Raw genomic sequence first — 21,721 nt, 5'->3', positions numbered from 1 at the left:
TGTCAGAACGACCGCACAATCCGCCCCAATGTCTCCATGGCCTTTTCCGAATCCTCGGTCCAAGGGCTGCCATAGTTCAACCGAATACAATTCCTGAAGCGCTGCGTCGGCGAAAAGATCGGCCCCGGCGCAATGCTGATGCCTTGCGCCAGTGCCATCTGAAACAACTTCAGCGAATCCATTTGCGGTGGCAGTTCCAGCCACAAGAAGTAGCCGCCCGCCGGTTGGCTGACCCGCGTCTGCGCCGGGAAGTAGCGGGCAATCGCCGCGAGCATCGCGCTCTGCTGTTCTTCCAGTGCGTAACGCAGTTTGCGCAGGTGCCGGTCATAACCGCCGTGTTGCAGGTAGTCGGCAATCGCCGCTTGCGCTGGCATCGAAGCACACAGAGAGGTCATCAGTTTCAGCCGTTCGATTTTCTGCGCGTAACGTCCGGCGGCAACCCAGCCGATGCGGTAGCCGGGGGCGAGGCTTTTGGCGAATGAACCGCAGTGCATCACCAGACCTTCCGTGTCGAACGCCTTGGCCGGTTTCGGTGCTTGTTGGCCGTAATAGAGTTCGGCGTAAACGTCGTCTTCGATCAGCGGCACCTGATGGCGGCGCAGCAGTTCGACCAGTTCCTGTTTCTTCGCCTCGGGCATGGTTGCGCCCATCGGGTTCTGGAAACTGGTCATGCACCAGCAGGCTTTGACCGGATGGCGTTCGAGGGTTTGCGCAAGTACGCCGAGGTCAATGCCATCGCGCGGGTGCACGGGAATTTCCACGGCTTTGAGTTTCAGCCGTTCGAGCACTTGCAGGCTGGCGTAGAACGCCGGGGCTTCGATGGCCACCAGATCGCCCGGTTCGGTGACGGCTTGCAGGCACAGGTTCAGCGCTTCGAGCGCGCCGTTGGTGATCAGCAGCTCTTCCATCGGCAGCATCAGGCCGCCGACCATGTAGCGCAGGGCTATCTGTCGGCGCAGTTGCGGATTGCCCGGCGACATGTCGGTGACGACCATGCGCGGATCCATTTCGCGGGCCGCGCTGGCCAGCGATCGCGACAGGCGCTGCAACGGGAACAGGGTCGGGCTGGGGAACGCCGAACCGAACGGCACGGTACTCGGGTCCTTGATCGAATCGAGGACCGAGAACACCAGTTCGCTGACGTCGACTTCGGTGGAATCGTTGACGTGGCTGCTGATCACCGGCTCCGAGAACGGGCTCGGTGCGTGGGTGTTGACGAAATAGCCGGAGCGCGGCCGGGCGCGGATCAGGCCACGGCGTTCGAGCAGGTAATAGGCCTGGAATACCGTGGACGGGCTGACCCCGTAGGTCTGGCTGGCGTAACGCACCGAGGGCACGCGCTGGCCGGGGCCAAGGACGCCGGAGCGGATCAGTTCAGCGATGTCGTCGGCGAATTTTTCGTAGCGTTTCATCGAGGAGCCTTGGTGCTGGTTGATGATGAGGTGTGTCAGGAGAACTGCCCCTCACCCTAGCCCTCTCCCAGAGGGAGAGGGGACTGATTGGGGGATGCTTGCGAACTCGACTGAGCTTGATGTGCTTTGCTGAATCCACAATCGACTCAGCTTGATGTGCTTTGCTGAATCCACAATCGACTCAGCTTGATGTTGTTTTGCTAAATCCGTAATCGATTCGGCTTGATAGTGTTTTGCTGAATCCATAATCGACTCGGTCTGTCAGGTCGATGTATAGCGACAGACACCTCGGTCGGCTCCCTCTCCCACCGGGAGAGGGCTGGGGTGAGGGAAAAAGATTCTAACGGCTCAGCGATTCATCGGCGCAACAAACCTGCTCTTCGCCACGCTGTAAACCTCAGGCTCATCGCTGTCGACAATCTTGAAACTCAAGGTCTGCGAACTGCTGGCCGGGCGTTCCGTGGTCATCGCCACCGACACCGGCACATCGACAATCTCACCCGGCGCCAGGCTCAGTTCAGTCTTGCCCTGCAACTGGAAGCCGTCGCCATCCACCAGGCTCAGGTTGTAGTCCTGGCGCTGTTGGGTCTTGTTGATGACTTTGAGGCTATAGATGTTTTCAATCTGGCCCTGACCATTCTCGCGGAACAACCCGCGATCCTTGGTCACGTCCAGCGAGACCATCGGCCGCTCGACCAGCGCTAATGCTAATGCGCCGATCATCGCTACCAGCACCACGGTGTAACCGATCAGGCGCGGGCGCAGCAGGTGGGTTTTGCCCCCCTGCAGTTCCCGCTCGGAACTGTAGCGGATCAAGCCGCGCGGGTAGTTCATCTTGTCCATGATCGAGTCACAGGCGTCGATGCACGCGGCGCAGCCGATGCACTCCATCTGCAGACCATCGCGAATGTCGATGCCGGTCGGACAAACCTGCACGCATAACTGGCAGTCGATGCAATCACCCAGGCCAGCCTCAAGCGGTTTCACGTCGCGTTTACGCGGGCCACGGTTTTCGCCACGGGCCACGTCGTAGGAAATCGCCAAGGTGTCCTTGTCGAACATCACGCTCTGGAACCGCGCATACGGGCACATGTGCATGCACACCGCCTCACGCAGCCAACCGGCGTTGATGTAGGTGGCGGCGGTGAAAAACAGCACCCAGAACAGGCTGACGCCGCCGATTTGCAGGGTCAGCAGTTCTTCAGCCAGTGGCCGGATCGGCGTGAAGTAACCGACGAAGGTCAGGCCGGTCAGCACGCTGATCGCCAGCCACAGGGTGTGCTTGGCCGCGCGTCGCGCCAGTTTGTTCAGGCTCCACGGCGCGGCTTGCAGTTTGATGCGTTGGTTGCGTTCGCCTTCAGTGATCTTCTCGCACCACATGAAGATCCACGTCCACGAACTTTGCGGGCAGGTGTAACCGCACCAGACCCGGCCGGCGAACACGGTGATGGCGAACAGGCCGAACGCGGCAATGATCAACAGCGCGGAAAGCAGGATGAAATCCTGCGGCCAGAACGTCGCGCCAAAGATGTGGAATTTGCTTTCGGAAAGGTCCCAGAGCACCGCCTGACGTCCGCCCCAGTTCAGCCACACGGTGCCGAAAAACAGCACGAACAGAAATCCCGCGCCGCTCATGCGCAAGGTGCGGAACAGGCCGGTGAAGCTGCGGGTGTGGATCTGGTTGTCGCTGGATTTGGCCGTCGCCTTCATTGGGCGTGCGGGCACACTTTTGATAGTTGGAGATGCTTCTACGGTTCGGACGGGGATTTGTTCGCTCATGGTTATTCGCTCATCAGCCTCCATCAGGCCAGAGCACTATGAGCGTCGATCTGTTTGCATAACAGGCTCAGCTATTTCAATAAAAAGCGGATCAGATGCGATTCTGCGCAACGCCTGCGACAACTTGAAGCAGCCCGCAGGCAAAGGCGCAAACGCCTATATCAGGCGTTTTCGCCGGGTGTTGATCAAGGTCAGTCAAATCACCGAACCACTCTCGTCAGCCTTCAAGTGCTTGCGACCATCCTTGGCGCCTGCGACGGTCAATTCGTCGGCTTCTGCCTCGGTGATGTAAACGCGCCGGCCATCTATTTCCACAAACGACATGGCCTTGTCGCTGTCCGTACGCACTTCCAAGGTGTCGCAAATGCGGATTTCTTCGCCATTCTCGACGGTGAAAAAACACACTTTCTGTTCGGGGTTGGATTCATCGACTCGAACGGGCATGAGGGCGGTCCTTTTTTCAGGGAAGTCTGAAAGGTTAGGGCGCACGCTTCGCCGATGGTTCTGCGCAACTGATTAATGGTCGCCGCTGTCCATCGTCTATCCAGCCAATAACAAGGACTGCACGATGGACGCGTGGTGGCATGAAGTATGGCAAACCCTGCAGGCGGAATTCGCCGACGTCGCGGATGCGTCGCAATTGACGCGCATCACCGTGCGCCTGCTGATGGCCGCCATTCTGGGCGGCATTCTCGGATTCGAGCGCGAACACAAGGGCAAGGCTGCCGGGGTGCGCACGCATATGTTGGTGGCGCTCGGGGCTGCGCTGTTTGTACTGGTGCCGCAGACATCGGGGGCGGAATCCGATGCGATGAGCCGCGTAGTCCAAGGGGTGATTGCCGGGATCGGCTTTCTCGGAGCCGGGACTATCCTGAAAAACAAGGAAGGCGATGAAGGCCATGTCAAAGGCCTGACCACGGCTGCCGGGCTGTGGATGACGGCAGCCATTGGGGTCGCGGCGGGATTGGGCAGGGAAGCAACGGCGCTGCTCAGTACCTTTTTGGCGCTGGGGATTTTCAGCGTGATGCCGCGCATCGTGAAGCTGTTCGAAAAGGACGAGGAAAAGACTGATGACCACTGATCATTCCTGCGCCGGATGATCGTTCCCACGCTCTGCGTGGGAATGCCTCAATGGACGCTCCGCGTCCGCTTTGGGACGCGGAGCGTCCCGGGCTGCATTCCCACGCAGAGCGTGGGAACGATCAGTTAGAGGATCACAGGAGGCATCGTCGTTGGTGGTTCTTCTTTGGGGGGTGGTGTGGTGCCAGGTGGCTCTTGCTCGGGAATCGGTTGCGGCTCGGTCTCGGGCAGCGTGGGTTTGTCGATGTTCGGATCGGGCGTTTCGGCCGGGATCGGGATATTCATCTGATGACCTCCGTGTGGCACATGGCGTGAGAAGTGCTTAAGTGGATTGACCACCCTGCACGCAATTCGATCCGCTTTTCTGACACGGCAATTTCATCTGAACTTTTCCCGGCGCCGGTCGCTCGGAACCTAAGTGAGTTCATTTCGGGGCAGGTGCTTCGTTGTGAACACTGATCCGGCACAAGAGCGTCCTTGGGGCGTTAAGGAGAGATGCTCAATGACTGCTGAAAGACCTTCTGAACTGAGCTACAACCCGCACATGCCGCTGTCGCAGGCGTTGCTGCTGCCGCGCATTGCCATCGAAAACACCATGCCGACCCTCGATGGCGGGCAGTTCGCCGTGAAGTCGATTGCCGGCCGTGAGGTGGTGGTCACCAGCAAGGTGTTTGCCGACGGTCACGACAAACTCGCGGTGCGCATCCGCTGGCGCGAGGAAGGCGAGGAGACCTGGCAAAGCGAGGTCATGGCCGATCAGGGCAACAATGGCTGGCAAGGCCAGTTCCGCCCAGAGCATCAAGGGCGCTTCCTCTATTGCATCGAGGCGTGGATCGATCACTTCGCCAGTTTCCAGTACGAACTGGAGAAAAAACACAGCGCCGCCGTACCGGTTTCGCTGGAGTTGCAGGAAGGCCGGAGCATGGTGCAACAGGCCGCCGAGCGCAGCGAAGGTCAGCTCAGTGAACAGCTCGCCGCGTTTCACCACGAATTGTCCGGGCTGCTCGAAACCGAGCAGGTCGCGCTGTTCCTGCACTCGCGCAGTGCGCAGTTGATGGCTGAGGCCGATCACCGCGCCTACCTGAGCGTCAGTCCGGAATATCCGGTAGATGTCGAACGCGAACTGGCCGAATTTGCCAGTTGGTACGAACTGTTTCCGCGCTCGATCACCGACGATCCCCACCGTCACGGCACCTTTAATGACGTGCATGCGCGTTTGCCGATGATTCAGGACATGGGCTTCGACGTGCTCTATTTCACGCCGATCCACCCGATTGGTCGCGCCCATCGCAAGGGGCGCAACAATTCCCTGACCGCCGGTCCCGATGATCCCGGCAGCCCTTATGCCATCGGTAGTGAGGAGGGTGGTCACGAGGCGATCCACTCGCAACTCGGCACTCGCGAGGACTTCCGTCGACTGGTCGCTGCCGCCGCCGATCACGGTCTGGAAATCGCCCTCGACTTCGCCATTCAGTGTTCCCAGGATCACCCGTGGCTCAAACAGCATCCGGGCTGGTTCAACTGGCGCCCTGACGGCACGATCAAATACGCGGAGAATCCGCCGAAGAAATATCAGGACATCGTCAACGTCGACTTCTATGCGCCGGACGCGATTCCGAGCCTGTGGGTCGAGTTGCGCGACATCGTCATTGGCTGGGTCGAAGAGGGCGTGAAGATCTTTCGCGTCGACAATCCGCACACCAAACCACTGCCGTTCTGGCAATGGCTGATCGCCGATGTTCGGACGCTATATCCGGAAGTGATCTTCCTCGCCGAAGCCTTCACCACGCCGGCAATGATGGCGCGGCTGGGCAAGGTCGGTTACACACAGAGCTACACCTATTTCACCTGGCGCAACAGCAAGGCTGAGCTGGCGACGTATTTCACTGAGCTGAATGAATCGCCGTGGCGCGAATGCTACCGGCCGAATTTCTTCGTTAATACGCCGGACATCAACCCGGCATTCCTGCACGAATCCGGGCGTCCGGGATTTCTGATTCGTGCGGCGCTGGCGACCATGGGTTCAGGCTTGTGGGGCATGTATTCGGGGTTCGAGCTGTGCGAGTCGGCGCCGGTGCCGGGCAAAGAGGAATACCTCGATTCGGAAAAGTACGAGATCCGCGTCCGCGACTTCACCGCGCCGGGCAACATCATTGCCGAGATCGCCCAGCTCAACCGCATCCGCCGGCAGAACCCGGCGCTGCACACGCATCTGGGCCTGAAGGTCTACAACGCCTGGAACGACAACATTCTGTATTTCGGCAAGCGCAGTGTCGACGGCAGCAACTTCATTCTGGTCGCGGTCAGCCTTGATCCGCACAACGTGCAGGAAGCGAATTTCGAACTGCCGCTGTGGGAAATGGGCCTGCCCGATGATGCGACGACCCATGGCGAAGACTTGATGAACGGGCATCGCTGGGACTGGCACGGCAAGTATCAGTCCATGCGCATCGACCCGGCGTACCAGCCATTCGGCATCTGGCGAATTACCGCTACGTAATGATCGTTCCCACGCTCTGCGTGGGAACGCATCCCGGGACGCTCCGCGTCCCAGAAACTGACGCAGAGCGTCCATGGCGGCATTCCCACGCGGAGCGGGGGAACGATCATCGTGGGGCGCTTTTAAAGCATTCAGCAGGAGTTTCACATGGCGAAGAAACCCAAGGCAGCCACCTTTATCAAAGACCCGCTCTGGTACAAGGACGCGGTGATCTACCAAGTTCACGTCAAATCGTTTTTCGACTCCAACAACGACGGGATCGGCGACTTTCCCGGCTTGATCGCCAAACTCGATTACATCGCCGACCTCGGCGTCAACACCATCTGGTTGTTGCCTTTCTATCCCTCGCCACGTCGTGACGATGGCTATGACATTGCCGAATACCGTGGCGTGCACAGCGATTACGGGACCATGGCCGACGCCAAGCGCTTTATCGCCGAGGCGCACAAGCGCGGCTTGCGGGTGATCACCGAACTGGTCATCAACCACACTTCCGACCAGCACCCGTGGTTCCAGCGTGCGCGCAAGGCCAAGCCCGGCTCGGCGGCGCGGGACTTTTACGTGTGGTCGGATGACGATCAAAAATACGACGGCACGCGAATCATTTTCCTCGACACGGAAAAATCCAACTGGACCTGGGACCCGGTCGCCGGACAGTACTTCTGGCACCGTTTCTATTCGCACCAACCGGATCTGAATTTCGACAATCCGCAAGTGATGAAAGCCGTGCTCTCGGTGATGCGCTACTGGCTGGACATGGGCATCGACGGCCTGCGCCTCGACGCGATTCCGTACCTGATCGAGCGTGATGGCACCAATAACGAAAACCTGCCGGAAACCCACGACGTCCTCAAGCAGATCCGCGCCGAGATCGACGCCAATTACCCCGATCGCATGCTGCTCGCGGAGGCCAACCAATGGCCGGAAGACACCCAGCTGTACTTCGGTGATACCGATGCGGCAGGCCTTAACGGTGATGAATGCCACATGGCGTTTCACTTCCCGCTGATGCCGCGCATGTACATGGCGCTGGCTCAGGAAGATCGTTTCCCGATCACCGACATTCTGCGCCAGACCCCGGAAATTCCCGCCAACTGCCAATGGGCGATTTTCCTGCGCAACCACGATGAGCTGACGCTGGAGATGGTCACCGACAAAGAACGTGACTATCTATGGAACTACTACGCGGCTGACCGTCGGGCGCGGATCAACCTCGGCATCCGCCGTCGTCTGGCGCCGTTGATGGAACGCGATCGCCGCCGCATCGAATTGCTCAACAGTCTGCTGCTGTCGATGCCGGGCACGCCGACCCTGTATTACGGCGACGAGATCGGCATGGGCGACAACATCTACCTTGGCGACCGCGATGGTGTGCGTACGCCGATGCAGTGGTCGATCGACCGCAACGGCGGCTTCTCCCGTGCCGATCCGGCCAGCCTGGTGCTACCGCCGATCATGGACCCGCAATACGGCTATCTGTCGGTCAACGTCGAAACCCAGTCCGGCGATCCGCATTCGCTGCTCAACTGGACCCGACGCTTGCTCGCTGTGCGCAAACAGTCCAAGGCGTTCGGCCGTGGCACGTTGAAAATGCTCTCGCCGAACAACCGTCGCGTGTTGGCCTACACCCGTGAATTCACCGATGCCGATGGCAAACACGAAATCATTCTCTGCGTGGCCAACGTCTCGCGCAGTGCGCAAGCGGTGGAGCTGGACCTGTCGGCCTACGTCGGCATGGTGCCGGTGGAGATGCTCGGCGGTAATGCCTTCCCGCCGATTGGCCAGTTGAATTTCCTCCTGACCCTGGCGCCTTACGGTTTCTACTGGTTTGCACTGGCGGCGGAAAACCAGATGCCGAGCTGGCACGTGGAGCCGGCGCAAAGCCTGCCGGACTTCACCACGCTGGTATTGAAAAAACGCATGGAAGAATTGCTCGAAGCGCCGTCGCGCACATCGCTGGAGCAAAACATTCTGCCGAGCTGGCTGCAGAATCGCCGCTGGTTCGCCGGCAAGGACGCGGCCATCGACAAGGTACATCTGGCGTACGGTGTGCGTTTCGGCGATGCGCAGCATCCGGTGCTGCTCAGCGAAATAGAAGTCACCAGTGGCGGGCAGACCAGTCGTTATCAGTTGCCGTTCGGCTTTATTTCCGAAGATCAGGTCGGCCCGGCGTTGCCGCAGCAATTGGCCTTGTCCCGTGTACGCCGAGTGCGACAGGTCGGCTTGATTACTGACGCGTTCAGCCTTGAAACGTTTATTCGTGCGGTGCTGCAAGGCATGCAGAACAACACCGTGCTGGAGTCGAGCGAAGGCGAAATCCGCTTCGCACCGACGCCGCATCTGGAAACGCTCGGCCTCGGTACCGAGTCGGAAGTGCGTTATCTGTCTGCCGAGCAATCGAACAGTTCGGTGGTGATCGGCAATAGTCTGGTGCTTAAGCTGATACGCAAAGTCGCTTCTGGCGTACACCCGGAACTGGAGATGAGCGCTTACCTGACCGAGGCCGGATTTGCCAATATCTCTCCGCTGCTCGGCTCGGTGATTCGCCGCGATGCCAAGGGCGAAGACAATCTGCTGATGATCGCCCAAGGCTATCTGAGCAATCAGGGCGACGCCTGGGAATGGACGCAGAACAACCTTGAACGGGCGCTGCGCGATGAGCTGGCCGATGCCATGTCCGAACAGGAACAGCATTACAACGCCCTCGGTGAGCTGAAGGATTTTGCTGGCATGCTCGGTCAGCGTCTGGGCGAGATGCACAAGGTGCTCGCCGCGCCCACCGACAATGCCGACTTCGCCCCACAGGTGTCGACGGCCAAGGACATGCAGGCCACCGGCAAGGATGTTGTGGCGCAGGTCGAGCACGCGCTGAAACTGCTCAAGCAGCATCAGGGCGAACTCAATGCGGCGGATCAGAAACTGGTCAAACGCCTGATCGACGAGAAGAAAACCATCCTCACGCACGTGCAGGATCTGGCGAAAAAGGCCGTCGGCGGTTTGCGCATTCGCGTCCACGGCGATCTGCATTTGGGCCAAGTGCTGGTGATCAAGGGCGATGCCTACCTGATCGACTTCGAGGGTGAACCGGCGCGGCCATTGGGCGAGCGTCGTGGCAAACACAGTCCGTACAAGGATGTCAGCGGCGTGCTGCGCTCCTTCGATTATGCGGCTGCAATGACCATCAACGTGCACAACGTTGACCACAGCGCCGAGTCTGAAACCGCGCGGCGCCTGGTCGCCGAGCGCTATCTGCGTGAGGCCCGCGAGGCATTTGTTCAGGCATATCGCCGCGCGGCAGCTAGTCTTGATCATGCCTGGCAAGATCCTGAAGGTGCCGACGCCGCGCTGGCGTTGTTCGGCCTGGAGAAGGCGGCCTATGAAGTGGCCTATGAAGCCGAAAATCGCCCCACGTGGCTGCCCGTGCCGTTGCACGGTTTGTATGGGTTATTGACGGGGCTTAAACCCTTTTCCGATCTTGGTGGAGAGTAGTCATGAGTTTCTCGAACAAGGAACAGGGTGCGCTTAAAGAAACATTGCTGCCCTCGGCGAAAGATATTGATGCCTTGGTCCGCGCTGAACATCACGACCCTTTTTCCATTCTCGGCCCGCACGGCGATGGCGCTGGCGGGCAGTTCATTCGTGCTTATCTGCCCGGAGCGCTGAGTGTCGTGGTGCTGGACAAGGACAGCGGTGAAGAACGCGGTCCGCTGGAGCAAACCGAAACGCCGGGGCTGTTTGTCGGCCATTTCGATCAGGCGCGGCCGTATCAGTTGCGCACGCGCTGGGCCGGCGGCGAACAGGTTGCCGAGGATCCTTATAGCTTTGGCCAGTTACTCGGTGAAATGGATTTGTATCTGTTCGCCGAAGGCAATCACCGTGACCTCAGCGCCTGTCTCGGCGCGCAATTGAAAACCGTTGATGGCGTCGACGGTGTGCGTTTTGCCGTGTGGGCGCCGAATGCCCGGCGCGTATCCGTAGTGGGGGATTTCAACGTCTGGGACGGCCGCCGCCATCCAATGCGCCTGCGGCATCCGTCCGGGGTCTGGGAATTGTTCATCCCGCGCCTGCAAGCGGGCGAGTTGTACAAATACGAGATTCTTGGCGCCCACGGCATTCTGCCGCTCAAGGCTGACCCGATGGCGCTGGCCACCAGCCTGCCGCCGGACACCGCTTCGAAAGTCGCTGAACCGCTGCAGATCGACTGGCAGGATCAGGAGTGGATGAGCAGCCGACGCGACCGGCAGAAACATTCGGCGCCGCTGTCGATCTACGAATTGCACGCCGGTTCGTGGCAGTGCGAACTGGATGATCTCGGCGAAGTCGCCCGCCAGTACACCTGGCCGGAACTCGCCGAACGCTTGATTCCCTACGTCAAGGAACTGGGTTTCACCCACATCGAACTGATGCCGATCATGGAGCACCCGTTTGGTGGGTCCTGGGGTTATCAATTGCTCTCGCAATTCGCCCCGAGTGCGCGGTACGGCTCGCCGGCGCAGTTCGCTGAGTTCGTCGACGCCTGCCACCGGGCCGAGATCGGTGTGATCCTCGACTGGGTGCCGGCGCATTTCCCTACCGATACTCACGGTCTCGCCCAGTTCGACGGCACCGCGCTGTACGAATACGGCAACCCGCTGGAAGGTTTTCATCAGGATTGGGACACGCTGATCTACAACCTCGGCCGCACCGAAGTACATGGCTACATGCTCGCTTCGGGGTTGCACTGGTTGAAGCATTTCCATGTCGACGGCTTGCGCGTCGATGCGGTGGCCTCGATGCTCTATCGCGACTATTCGCGCAAGGCTGGCGAATGGGTGCCAAACCGTCATGGCGGTCGGGAAAATCTGGAGGCCATCGACTTCTTGCGGCATTTGAACGATGTGGTCGAACTGGAAGCACCGGGTGCGCTGGTGATCGCCGAAGAATCCACGGCGTGGCCCGGTGTCAGCCAAAGTACGCAGCAGGGCGGTCTCGGTTTTGCTTACAAATGGAACATGGGCTGGATGCACGATTCGCTGCATTACATTCAGCAGGATCCGGTGTACCGCGCGCACCATCACAACGAGTTGAGTTTTGGTCTGGTCTACGCTTGGTCCGAGCGTTTCATCCTGCCGATCTCCCACGATGAAGTGGTGCATGGCAAGCATTCGTTGATCGACAAGATGCCCGGCGATCGCTGGCAAAAATTCGCCAACCTGCGCGCGTATCTGAGTTTTATGTGGACCCATCCGGGCAAGAAGCTGTTGTTCATGGGCTGCGAGTTTGGCCAGTGGCGCGAGTGGAATCACGATCAGCAACTGGATTGGTATCTGCTGCAGTACTCCGAGCACAAGGGCGTGCAGAAACTGGTCGGCGATCTCAACCGGCTGTATCGCGAAGAGCCGGCGCTGCACGATCAGGACGACGCGCCGCAGGGTTTCCAGTGGTTGATCGGCGACGATGCGATCAACAGCGTTTATGCCTGGTTGCGCTGGAGCAAGGAGGGTAAACCGGTGCTGGTGGTGGCCAACTTCACCCCGGTGCCGCGTCAGGCCTATCGCGTGGGTGTGCCGTTTGCCGGGCGCTGGACTGAATTGCTCAACAGCGATGCTGACACCTATGCTGGGTCCAACTATGGCAATGGTGGCGGGGCGTTTACCGAGGAAGTGCCGAGTCATGGCCAGTCGTTGTCGCTGGAGTTGAATCTGCCGCCGTTGGCGGTGTTGATCCTCAAGCCGGAGGGTTGATCCGGTACCGCAAAACCTGTGGGAGCGAGCTTGCTCGCGAAGGCGATATGTCAATCAACAATGATGTTGAACGTTACACCGCTTTCGCGAGCAAGCTCGCTCCCACAGGGGCCTTCGGTAGCCTGAAGATCACCAGCGCATCCGCACCCCAAGGCTGCCAATGATCCCGTTCAAATCATTGTCATCGACATCACTGCTGTAATCGGCACTGACATACAGACTCACCACAGGCGTCACCCGCGCCACCAGCCCCAGGCCCAACTCAACGGTCGATGACTTGCGGCTGCTGCTGATCTTGTCGACCTGATCCAGCGTCACCGTGCTGCCGGTATAAACGGTGTGCCACAGGTTGGTGCGCACATAAGGTTCGACCGGCAGACCATTCAAATCGTAACTGCCTTTCAAACGGGCACCGACGCGGCCGCTCCAGGCGGTCAGATCGGTGGAGGACGCATTGCCCGAGCCGGCGTAGGGCGTGTCGAGGGTGATGCGTTGATTGATCAATTGCGCCTGCGGTTCGACTACCCAGTTGTCGCTCAAGCCAATTGGATAACCGCCTTCTACCGACAAGGTCAGTGCACTGCCTTCGGTAGCCTGGCGTGCACCTTGTTCATTGCGACTGAAACCGCTGACCCGGCCACCGCTGGCCGATAAATCCACGTGCCAGCCCTGGGCGCCGATCAGGCTGTAATAAGCGCCGAGGCTTTGGCCTTGCAGGTTGAGAGTGTCGCTGTTCGGGTCGGCCAAGGCGCGGCTGGTGAGCAAGCCATTGCCATTGGCCCGGATCTGGTTGAAGCCGCCGATCAGGCCGAGGGTCTGGGTATGGTTGCCGCTTTGCACGGTGAGCACCGCCGGGCCTTTGAAGTCGCCGCTGCCGGGTGTTGCGAAGCCTGACGACAGCACATCGGTTTGCGCCTGGCGGGCGTTTCGACCGTACAACTCGTCCCAGGCCGACGGTGCGAGGTCTTCGGTAATCAAGCGCGTGCCCCGCAGATCGGGCCGTGGGCTGAAGCGTTGCGGGCCGGGGGTGATGACGGTGGTGGGCAACGTCATCACGGGCACATCCGCGCGGTACCACAGGGTGGTTTCATCCGCCGCAGGACCGGCCTGCGCCTCCATGGATGAGCACAGCAAGATAGAACTCGACACTGTGCAGAAAGTGATTTTGATCTCGTGTGGGGTGATTGAAGTTCTCATGGAGGTCTACCTTGCAGGCGCATGCGGCATCTCGATGTGGCGTCTCTCCTACCCCGAACGAGGGGCGACCGAATGGAGCGGGGCGAACCGTGGCCGCTCGATTTCGCGAGTGTCCGAAGGCTCGTCCCGGTAGTTATTCCGGGGGTAGTAAGGTAGAGATAAGAAGAGTCGCGCGCCGCCGTCAAGAAATTGAACGATGAGCGGTAGTGGCAAAACAGGCTTTGCAAGCGTTTGTTTTTCTGCACATAACTAAGTGATTGTTTGTATGGAACAACCCAGCCAAAGCCCCGGCTCAGAGCGTTTCAGTTACCGACAGAAGGTCTGCCGGCACTGAAAGGGCACAAGGGTTGTCAATCTGCCACATAGGGTATTGCTGTCATTAATGCGGTTACAGATGCACTTCAACCGCCAATGGCAGGTGATCGGACAGATGCGTCCACGGCTTGTTGCCGAGGATCTGCGGGTCATGACTGCTGGCGTTGCGCAGGTAGATCCGGTCCAGTCGCAGCAACGGAAAACGTGCCGGATACGTCTTGGCTGGGCGCCCGTGATGGCGCTCGAAGGCTTCGTGCAAGTAATCGCGACGGGCGAGGGCGGCGTTGCCCTGCAACTGCCAGTCGTTGAAGTCGCCGGCGATGATCACCGGGGCATCCTCGGGCAGCGATTCAAGCAACTGACAGAGCAGTTGCAGCTGCAATTGCCGATGGCTTTCGAGCAGACTGAGGTGTACGCAAATCGCGTGGACTTCGGTGTGACCCGGCACATCGAGCACACAGTGCAAAAGGCCTCGGCGTTCGGGGCCGGTGATCGACACATCGAGATTGCGGTATTCACGGATCGGGTATTTCGACAGCAGCGCATTACCGTGATGGCCGTCAGGGTAAACGGCGTTGCGCCCGTAGGCGAAATCGCTCCACATGCTGTCGGCGAGAAATTCGTACTGCGAGGTTTGCGGCCATTCGTTGTAACGGTTCGAATGCCGTTCGTGTTCACCCACCACTTCTTGCAGAAACACCAGATCGGCCGAGGTGCTGCGCACCGCTTCGCGCAGTTCCGGCAGGATGAATCGCCGATTGAGCGCGGTAAAACCCTTGTGGGTGTTGACCGTCAGCACCCTGAGGCGATGAATGACGGGCGCGTCGATAACATGACGCTTGGGATCGCTGGACACGTTCACTCCTCTGGATTGCGGGCCGCTTATTCATGCGACTGATGGCGAGGGGCGGCAGTTCCTTCTGGATAATTTCGATTGCACATCAAACCCTGTGGGAGCGAGCTTGCTCGCGAAGGCGTCGGTCCAGTCGATACGAGTATTGAATGTGACGGCCTCTTCGCGAGCAAGCTCGCTCCCACAGGGAATCAGATATCAGACGAAGACGATTTCGTAGGGCAGGCGCATTCTTTCGAGAATCACCGGCGGCAGCATCGGCGCAATACCAATCGCCGGCTCACCCTTGAGCTGACTGGCGTAAGCATGGGTGGCGTGGCTCTTGCGCGCCACCGTCCAGGTGTCGAGGCGCAGTTTGCGCGCGCGTTCCCAAGGGATCAGTTGCTGGTCGCGCTCGGGCCAGTGCCAGGCCCAGACCGGTACGTCGTGGAAGGTCGCCCCGGCTTGTTCCGCTGCCTGTGCGCTGGCCCGACCCACCGCTTCATGGTCGTCGTTGCCATCGCCGCGCCAGGTGCTGAACACCACATCGCCTGGGCGCAGGTAGCGGCTGATGAATTCGGTCACTTGCGCTTGCTGTTCGCACAGAGCGTTGTCGGTGAACCCGCCGCGCACCCATTTCAGACTGTGCATTGGCAAGCCGAGACGGCGCAGGGCCTCGACGCTTTCCTGCGGGCGGAACACGCTCAGGCGTTTTTCCGACCATTGCCGCGAACCCGGGTGGCTGGCGCTGCCATCGGTGATCGAGAGCAATTGCAACGGATGACCGAGGCTGGAGAGTAATTGCAGCAGACCGCCACAGGTGACCACTTCATCGCCCGGATGCGGCGCGATGACCACGGCGCGGGCGCCGGCGGGTACCAGACTTAAAGTATTGATGACCGGGATGTTGTCCAGTTGCGGGGCGCTGTTCCAGATTTGCGCCGACGAACTGCTGTCGCTGAGGGTTAACGGTTTCATGGTGTGACGTCCTTGTGTTGTTTCGCCCTCAGTCGTGCGTTTGGCGGTGATTGCCAGACGCCGCCGACCCGTGAAGGCTGGTTGATTGCCCAGCGACGCTCCGAACCCTGGATTGCCGCGCAGCAGAGTATTGCTCATGAAGCGAAGTTCGTCGCGTCACAGATCAATCTGATCCGCTTTTTTTTGCTCCATCTGTGCCAGGTGTCGCAGATAGTCACCAAAGCCACCGCGCGCACGGCTGTCGAAGCGCGCGCTGGTCAGCACTTGCGGGCGATGGCTCCAGGCGATGTTCGCGCCGTCCCGTTCCAGCTCCCGCACCAACTGCACATCTTCGTCGCAGGCCAACGGTTTAAAGCCTCCGGCCCAACGATAGGCGTCGGCGCTGATGCCCAGATTGGCACCGTGAATGTGCCGGTGACCATCGCAGGCCCGGTAATCCCGGTGATAGCGGATTTGCGCCGCTTCATCGAACGACTCGTGCCAGCGTTCGACCGTGACGGTACCGCATACCGCGTCCGCGCCCAACCCCAGTTGCGCCACCAGCCAGTCGTCGGCCACGCGGCTGTCGGCATCCGAGCAAGAGATCCAGCGCGCGCCGCGCTCCAGCAATAGCTGCGCGCCGGCCGCCCGGGCCTGACCGACGTTGCGCGCATCGATGTGCAGGCTCAGCACCGGATAGCGACTGACGATCTGCGCCGAGCGGTCGGTGCAACTGTCGAGCACCACCAACACCTCAACCTTTTCACCGGCCAGCAAACCGTGGCGGCTGGCGCGCACTGCGGCGCTCAGGCAGTCGTCGAGCAGGTCTTCCTCATTGTGCGCCGGGATCAGAATGCCGATCATCGCAAGCCCTCCAGTGCCGCCACCGAGCGCGGTTCGCGGCTCCACACCTCAAGGATGAAGTCCGCTTCCTGATGCAAGACCAGACGGGGCAGATGCAGTTTTTCGTGAATCAGGTCGTGAACCTGCCGCGCATTCAGCGGGCAGCCTTCAATGGGCGGACGCCAGTGACAGGCGAGGAACTGGCCGTCGGCAGTCAGGCAATCACTGGCCCGACGGATCACTTCTGTCAGATCCTGACTATCCAGGTAGTAGCCGATCTCGCTAAATACGATCAGGTCGAATTTTTCCTCCGGCCAGTCGCCGGGAAGACGCTTTTGCTGCACTTCGGCGTGGTCGAACAGGCTCAACCGCGTGCGCGCCAGAGTCACTGCCGCACTGGCCGTGTCACAGCACAACAACCGATCGCAACGCGCGGCCAGTTCGGCGCTCAACTCGCCGTTGGCGCAACCCGGTTCGAAGATTGCCCGGTAGTGCGGACGCGGCAGGGCGGCGAGGGTGATCGCGCGTTTGCGCTGCTCATACCAGCGCTCACGGAACGCCCATGGGTCATCGTTGCCGGCAAACAATCCGTCGAAATAGCGATCTTCGACACTCATAGAAACACCACTTCGAAAGGTTGCAGCAGGCGATCGAGCACATAGGGCGCCAGTACCGGACCGAGTCCGGCGTCAGGATCGCCTTCCAGTTGACTGGCGAAAGCGTGCACCGCGTGGCGTTTGCGCGCGACTTGCGCCGGCGTCAGAAGAATCTTGCGTGCGCGTTGCCACGGTACGAAGGCGTCTTCCGGAGTTGCCCAGTGCCAGGTCCACACCGGCAGTTCATGGCAAGTCGCACCGACGCGACGGGCAGCCTCGGCACTGGCGCGGCCGACGGCCTCGTGGTCGCAATGTCCGTCCTCGCTCCACGTGGTAAAGAGCACGTCGTCGGGGCGCAGATGACGCTCGATGAACTCGACCAACTGCGCTTCCTGCGCCGCGACCTGAGTGTCAGTGAAGCCACCGCGCAGCCACTTCACGCGGTGCATCGGCAGACCGAGACGACGCAGCGCTTCGGCGGATTCCTGTGGGCGCACCACGCTCAGACGTTCCACCGGCCAGCGACTGGAGCCGGGATGACTGGCGCTGCCGTCGGTGACCGACATCAGTTGCAAAGGCCGACCGGCCTCGGCAAGCAATTGCAGCAAACCGCCGCAACCGAGCACTTCGTCGTCCGGGTGCGGCGCGACAATCACCGCCCGCGCGCCCGGTGGCACGAGACTGAGGATGTCGATGCTATCCAGTTCCGCCAGATGCCGCGAAGCCTGCCATTGGTGCAGGCTCGTGCCCTGGCCGACAATCGGATTGGTTTTCATAAGGCCCATGCCTCCACGGATTGCCCGGCCACCAATTGCCCGAGCGCGGCCAGATCCCGTTCGGCATGGCTCTGGCGCAGAAACACCGGCAGATCAGCGCTGAGCCGGGCAAAGTGGCGATCTTTGCAAAACGGCCCGGCACCGAGGGCGCGGCCGACTTCACGCATGACCTGTTCAGCCGACTGCTCGACCACCGCGCGGGCACGCCGGGCGAGCAATTCGGCGTTGTCCTCGGGATGCGCATCGATGTGCAAGGCGCTGAAACGCAACACATCCGCCGCTGCCTGCAAGGCGCTATCGACCGCGCCGAGATGCGCCAACGCGTGCGGTTCCGGACGTTGCCCACACTGCGTGCGCAATACTTCGGCAATTTGCCGTGCGGCGCCGTACCAGCATGCAGCAATACCGATCCCGCCCTGCCAGAAACCGGGGCGTTGCAGATAGTCGCCCGGATTGCCAATGGCCTGCGCTTCGGCACCGTCGAACAGCACCTCGACGCTGCCAGTAGCCGCCATGCCCACCGCTTGCCAGCCTTGCTCGGTGACGGTGACGCCCGGTTGGTCGAGGGCGACGGCGACCAGTTGCTGCTGATCGTCGCCATCCCAGGCGGTGAGCAAGGCGTGGCTGAGCACCGCGGCGCCGGAGCACCATGCCTTGCGTCCATGCAGCGCGACCATGTGCCCGGCCGGGCTGGCTTTGACTCGTGCTTGCGGTGGCTCCGCTGCCCACATGCCCCAAGTGCTGCCCGGCGTAGGTGAGCCGCCGAGTTGTTCAATGATCGCCAGCGCGTCGGTGTGACCTTCGAACAGTTTGCACAGACCCAGGTCATGCCCGCCGACTTCCGCCAACTGCTGAAAGCGCTCCAGCGTGCGGCCGCTGCCCGGTAACGGCAGACGATCCAGCCCGGCCTCGACCAGCGCCCGCAGGCACCCGCCGAGGGCTGCGGTGTGCGGATAATCCGTTGGTCGTCGGCTCAGATAACGGTGCAGATCCATATCAGTCTTCTTCGTCACGTTGCAGTTCAAACAGCAGCAGCGAGCGCCCGGTGACCGAGTATTCGTGACCGAAATCGAAGCGTTCCTGACCACGGATCGACGGCTGATTGGTGTCGATCATGCAGGTCCAGAAACTGCCTTCCGGTACCTCCGGCAAGGTGAAATTGACGATGTCATGATGGGCGTTGACCACCAGCAGCAAGGTCGCATCCGCACCTTTGCGGCGAATCCCGGTTTCCTGCGCGCGCCCGTCGAGCAACATGCCCAGGCAGCGGTTGTGCGCATCGTGCCAATGTTCGGTGGTCATCTCGGTGGCATCCGGCGCCAGCCAGGTGATGTCCTTGACGCCGATGTCCTCGTTGTATTCGCCAACCAGGAAGCGGCCGCGACGCAGGATCGGATAGGCCAGGCGCAGCTTGATCAGGCGCTTGACGAATTTCAGCAATGCCTTGCCGTCCTCGCTCAGGTCCCAGTTGACCCAACCGATCTCGCTGTCCTGGCAATAGGCGTTGTTGTTGCCGTCCTGAGTGCGGGCGAACTCATCACCGGCGACGATCATCGGCGTGCCTTGGGCGAGCAGCAGGGTGGCGAAGAAATTGCGCATCTGCCGATGGCGCAGGGCATTGATTTCAGGATCGTCGGTCGGGCCTTCGACGCCATGGTTCCACGACAGGTTGTTGTTGCTGCCGTCCTGGTTGTTTTCGTCGTTGGCTTCGTTGTGCTTGTCGTTGTACGAGACCAGATCGTTGAGGGTGAAACCGTCGTGGGCGGTGATAAAGTTCACCGAGGAGTACGGACGCCGCCCGCGCTGGTTGAACATCTCGCCGGAAGCGGTCATGCGGCTGGCAAAGTCGGCAACCTGGCCGTCGTCGCCTTTCCAGAACGCGCGCACGGTGTCGCGGAATTTGTCATTCCACTCGACCCAACCCGGCGGGAAGTTGCCCACTTGATAGCCGCCGGGGCCGCAGTCCCACGGTTCTGCGATCATCTTCACCTGACGCAGCACCGGGTCCTGGCGACAGGCGACAAGGAAGCTGTGACGCTCGTCGAAACCATCGTGGTAGCGGCCGAGAATCGTCGCCAGGTCGAAGCGGAAACCGTCGACGTGCATCTCGCTGGCCCAGTAACGCAGCGAGTCGGTGACCATTTGCAGCACGCACGGGTGGCTCAGGTCGAGGGTGTTGCCGGTGCCGGAATCGTTGATGTAGTAGCGCTTGTCGTCGGGCATCAAGCGGTAATACGAGGCGTTGTCGATGCCGCGCATCGACAGGGTCGGGCCTTGCTCGTTGCCTTCTGCTGTGTGGTTGTAGACCACGTCGAGGATCACTTCGAGGTTGGCTTCATGCAGGTGCGCGACCATCTCCTTGAATTCGGCGATCTTGCCGCTGGCCAGGTAGCGCGGGTCCGGGGCGAAGAACGCGATGCTGTTGTAACCCCAGTAATTGGTCATGCCTTTGTGCAGCAGATGCTGGTCATTGACGAAGGCATGAATCGGCAGCAATTCGACGGTGGACACGCCGAGCTTGCGAATGTGTTCGAGCACGTCGTCGACCATCAGCCCGGCAAAGGTGCCGCGTACGTTCTCCGGTACCGACGGGTGACGCATGCTGATGCCGCGCACGTGGGTTTCATAAATGATGGTCTTGTCCCACGGCACGCTGACGCGATGATCATTGCCCCAGGTGTGCGCCGGGTCGATGACTTTGCACTTGGGTACAAATGGCGCGCTGTCGCGTTCATCGAAACTGAGGTCGGCGTCGGGGTGGCCGATGGTGTAGCCGAACAGCGCTTCCGACCATTTGAGTTGGCCGACCAACTGCTTGGCGTACGGGTCGATGAGCAATTTGTTGTGGTTGAAGCGGTGGCCGTTGGCCGGGTCATACGGGCCGTAGACGCGGTAGCCGTAGATCAGCCCCGGGTGCGCATCGGGCAGGTAGCCGTGGTAGATCTCATCGGTGTATTCCGGCAGTTCGATGCGTTCGAGTTCGACTTCGCCGGCATCGTCGAAGATGCACAGTTCGACCTTGGTGGCGTTGGCGGAAAACAGAGCAAAGTTCACCCCCAGACCATCCCAGGTCGCACCGAGCGGGAAGGGCAGGCCTTCACGGATTCTCGACGGCTCGGCTTGCGCGGTGGGCTCGGCATTCTTTGGACGGGTCATGATTGCTCCTGCAAAAATCGGGATGGTTCGGTTAACACCAATCCCCTGTGGGAGCGAGCTTGCTCGCGAAAGCGCAATGTCAGTCGACTTCAATGTTGAATGGCAGGTCGCATTCGCGAGCAAGCTCGCTCCCACAAGGGATTTGTGTATTTCTTCAGGGCGAGTAAGCCCTCGGTGGCGAGCGAACCCGCCACACGTTCATTCAGTTCAATAATCCGGTTAGAGCGTCAGATCGCCGAAGGCTTCTTCGGCGCCCGAGGCTTTTTCTCGGCAGGCTTTTCGCCTGGGGGAACCACTTTGGCGGCGCTGGCCGGCTTGGCTTTGGCCGGTGGTTTCGGCTTGGCGGCCGGGGCCTTGGCCTCGGCTGTCTTGCCAGCCGGTTTGCTGCCGGCGGCTTTCGGCGGTTTCTTCGGTGCCAGCGCTTCCGCTTCGGCGAGCTTGCGCGCCATTTCCCAGTGGCGTTCTTCATGCCCCTCGGGCTTACCTTCCGATTCCCAGATTTGATAGGCGAATTCGCGGATGCGTTTATCGTCGGTACTCATCGCAATGCTCCTG

The 21,721-nt window shown here is 60.5% G+C and carries 17 protein-coding genes; 4 read left to right on the top strand and 13 right to left on the bottom strand.

Features of this window, described 5'->3' with window-relative positions:
• Window positions 1-2 precede the first annotated feature (2 nt).
• From mapR to BMY54_RS12805, 3 genes are all read right to left on the bottom strand, one after another.
• A complete protein-coding gene (gene mapR / locus BMY54_RS12815) occupies window positions 3-1,412 on the bottom strand; it encodes a GntR family transcriptional regulator MpaR (protein WP_093432967.1) in 1,410 nt (469 codons plus the stop codon).
• A 348-nt stretch (window positions 1,413-1,760) separates the two neighbouring features.
• A complete protein-coding gene (ccoG, locus tag BMY54_RS12810) occupies window positions 1,761-3,191 on the bottom strand; it encodes a cytochrome c oxidase accessory protein CcoG (protein ID WP_093432965.1) in 1,431 nt (476 codons plus the stop codon).
• 195 nt (window positions 3,192-3,386) lie between these two features.
• On the bottom strand, window positions 3,387-3,635 hold the full coding sequence (locus tag BMY54_RS12805; RefSeq protein WP_093432963.1) for a DUF3203 family protein: 249 nt from the start codon (window positions 3,633-3,635) through the stop codon (window positions 3,387-3,389).
• Between the two features lie 124 nt (window positions 3,636-3,759).
• Between BMY54_RS12805 and BMY54_RS12800 the strand changes: the two genes are divergently transcribed.
• Complete coding sequence (locus BMY54_RS12800; protein ID WP_093432961.1) at window positions 3,760-4,272, top strand: MgtC/SapB family protein; 513 nt, start codon at window positions 3,760-3,762, stop codon at window positions 4,270-4,272.
• A 125-nt stretch (window positions 4,273-4,397) separates the two neighbouring features.
• Here the strand turns inward: BMY54_RS12800 and BMY54_RS30595 are convergent, their stop codons facing one another.
• Complete coding sequence (locus BMY54_RS30595) at window positions 4,398-4,556, bottom strand: hypothetical protein (protein ID WP_008087190.1); 159 nt, start codon at window positions 4,554-4,556, stop codon at window positions 4,398-4,400.
• Window positions 4,557-4,773: 217 nt separating this feature from the next.
• On the opposite strand from BMY54_RS30595, the gene BMY54_RS12795 reads away from it, so the two are divergent.
• The 3 genes from BMY54_RS12795 (at window position 4,774) to glgB (ending at window position 12,494) form a co-directional block, all read left to right on the top strand.
• On the top strand, window positions 4,774-6,771 hold the full coding sequence (locus BMY54_RS12795) for an alpha-1,4-glucan--maltose-1-phosphate maltosyltransferase (protein WP_093432959.1): 1,998 nt from the start codon (window positions 4,774-4,776) through the stop codon (window positions 6,769-6,771).
• A gap of 147 nt (window positions 6,772-6,918) precedes the next feature.
• A complete protein-coding gene (gene treS / locus BMY54_RS12790) occupies window positions 6,919-10,260 on the top strand; it encodes a maltose alpha-D-glucosyltransferase (RefSeq protein WP_093432957.1) in 3,342 nt (1,113 codons plus the stop codon).
• Between the two features lie 2 nt (window positions 10,261-10,262).
• Complete coding sequence (gene glgB / locus BMY54_RS12785) at window positions 10,263-12,494, top strand: 1,4-alpha-glucan branching protein GlgB (protein WP_093432954.1); 2,232 nt, start codon at window positions 10,263-10,265, stop codon at window positions 12,492-12,494.
• Between the two features lie 129 nt (window positions 12,495-12,623).
• Here the strand turns inward: glgB and BMY54_RS12780 are convergent, their stop codons facing one another.
• From BMY54_RS12780 to BMY54_RS12740, 9 genes are all read right to left on the bottom strand, one after another.
• The gene (locus BMY54_RS12780; protein WP_093432951.1) at window positions 12,624-13,691 is read right to left on the bottom strand and encodes an autotransporter domain-containing protein; all 1,068 of its coding nucleotides are present in this window, start codon (window positions 13,689-13,691) and stop codon (window positions 12,624-12,626) included.
• Window positions 13,692-14,079: 388 nt separating this feature from the next.
• Window positions 14,080-14,862: an endonuclease/exonuclease/phosphatase family protein gene (locus BMY54_RS12775; protein ID WP_093432948.1), complete on the bottom strand. Its 783-nt coding sequence runs from the start codon at window positions 14,860-14,862 to the stop codon at window positions 14,080-14,082.
• A 195-nt stretch (window positions 14,863-15,057) separates the two neighbouring features.
• Window positions 15,058-15,816 (bottom strand): PIG-L deacetylase family protein, encoded by a 759-nt coding sequence (locus tag BMY54_RS12770; RefSeq protein WP_093433571.1) that lies wholly within the window; start codon window positions 15,814-15,816, stop codon window positions 15,058-15,060.
• Between the two features lie 156 nt (window positions 15,817-15,972).
• Window positions 15,973-16,659, bottom strand: coding sequence for a glycosyltransferase family 2 protein (locus BMY54_RS12765; RefSeq protein WP_093432945.1), 687 nt, complete (start codon window positions 16,657-16,659; stop codon window positions 15,973-15,975).
• A complete protein-coding gene (locus tag BMY54_RS12760) occupies window positions 16,656-17,255 on the bottom strand; it encodes an SAM-dependent methyltransferase (RefSeq protein ID WP_093432942.1) in 600 nt (199 codons plus the stop codon). The genes BMY54_RS12765 and BMY54_RS12760 overlap by 4 nt, the downstream gene beginning before the upstream one ends.
• On the bottom strand, window positions 17,252-18,010 hold the full coding sequence (locus BMY54_RS12755) for a PIG-L deacetylase family protein (protein WP_093432939.1): 759 nt from the start codon (window positions 18,008-18,010) through the stop codon (window positions 17,252-17,254). The genes BMY54_RS12760 and BMY54_RS12755 overlap by 4 nt, the downstream gene beginning before the upstream one ends.
• Window positions 18,007-19,005 (bottom strand): acyl-CoA dehydrogenase family protein, encoded by a 999-nt coding sequence (locus tag BMY54_RS12750; protein ID WP_093432936.1) that lies wholly within the window; start codon window positions 19,003-19,005, stop codon window positions 18,007-18,009. The genes BMY54_RS12755 and BMY54_RS12750 overlap by 4 nt, the downstream gene beginning before the upstream one ends.
• 1 nt (window position 19,006) lies before the next feature.
• Window positions 19,007-21,166, bottom strand: coding sequence for a glycogen debranching protein GlgX (gene glgX, locus BMY54_RS12745; protein WP_093432933.1), 2,160 nt, complete (start codon window positions 21,164-21,166; stop codon window positions 19,007-19,009).
• 227 nt (window positions 21,167-21,393) lie between these two features.
• Window positions 21,394-21,708: a DUF2934 domain-containing protein gene (locus tag BMY54_RS12740; RefSeq protein WP_093432930.1), complete on the bottom strand. Its 315-nt coding sequence runs from the start codon at window positions 21,706-21,708 to the stop codon at window positions 21,394-21,396.
• Between the last annotated feature and the right edge of the window lie 13 nt (window positions 21,709-21,721).

Origin of the sequence: Pseudomonas sp. ok266 (assembly GCF_900110195.1) — a bacterium.
Taxonomy (GTDB): Bacteria; Pseudomonadota; Gammaproteobacteria; order Pseudomonadales; family Pseudomonadaceae; genus Aquipseudomonas; species Aquipseudomonas neuropathica.
The sequence above is the reverse complement of the archived record's forward strand: the minus strand, read 5'-3'. Positions and strand labels throughout refer to the sequence as shown.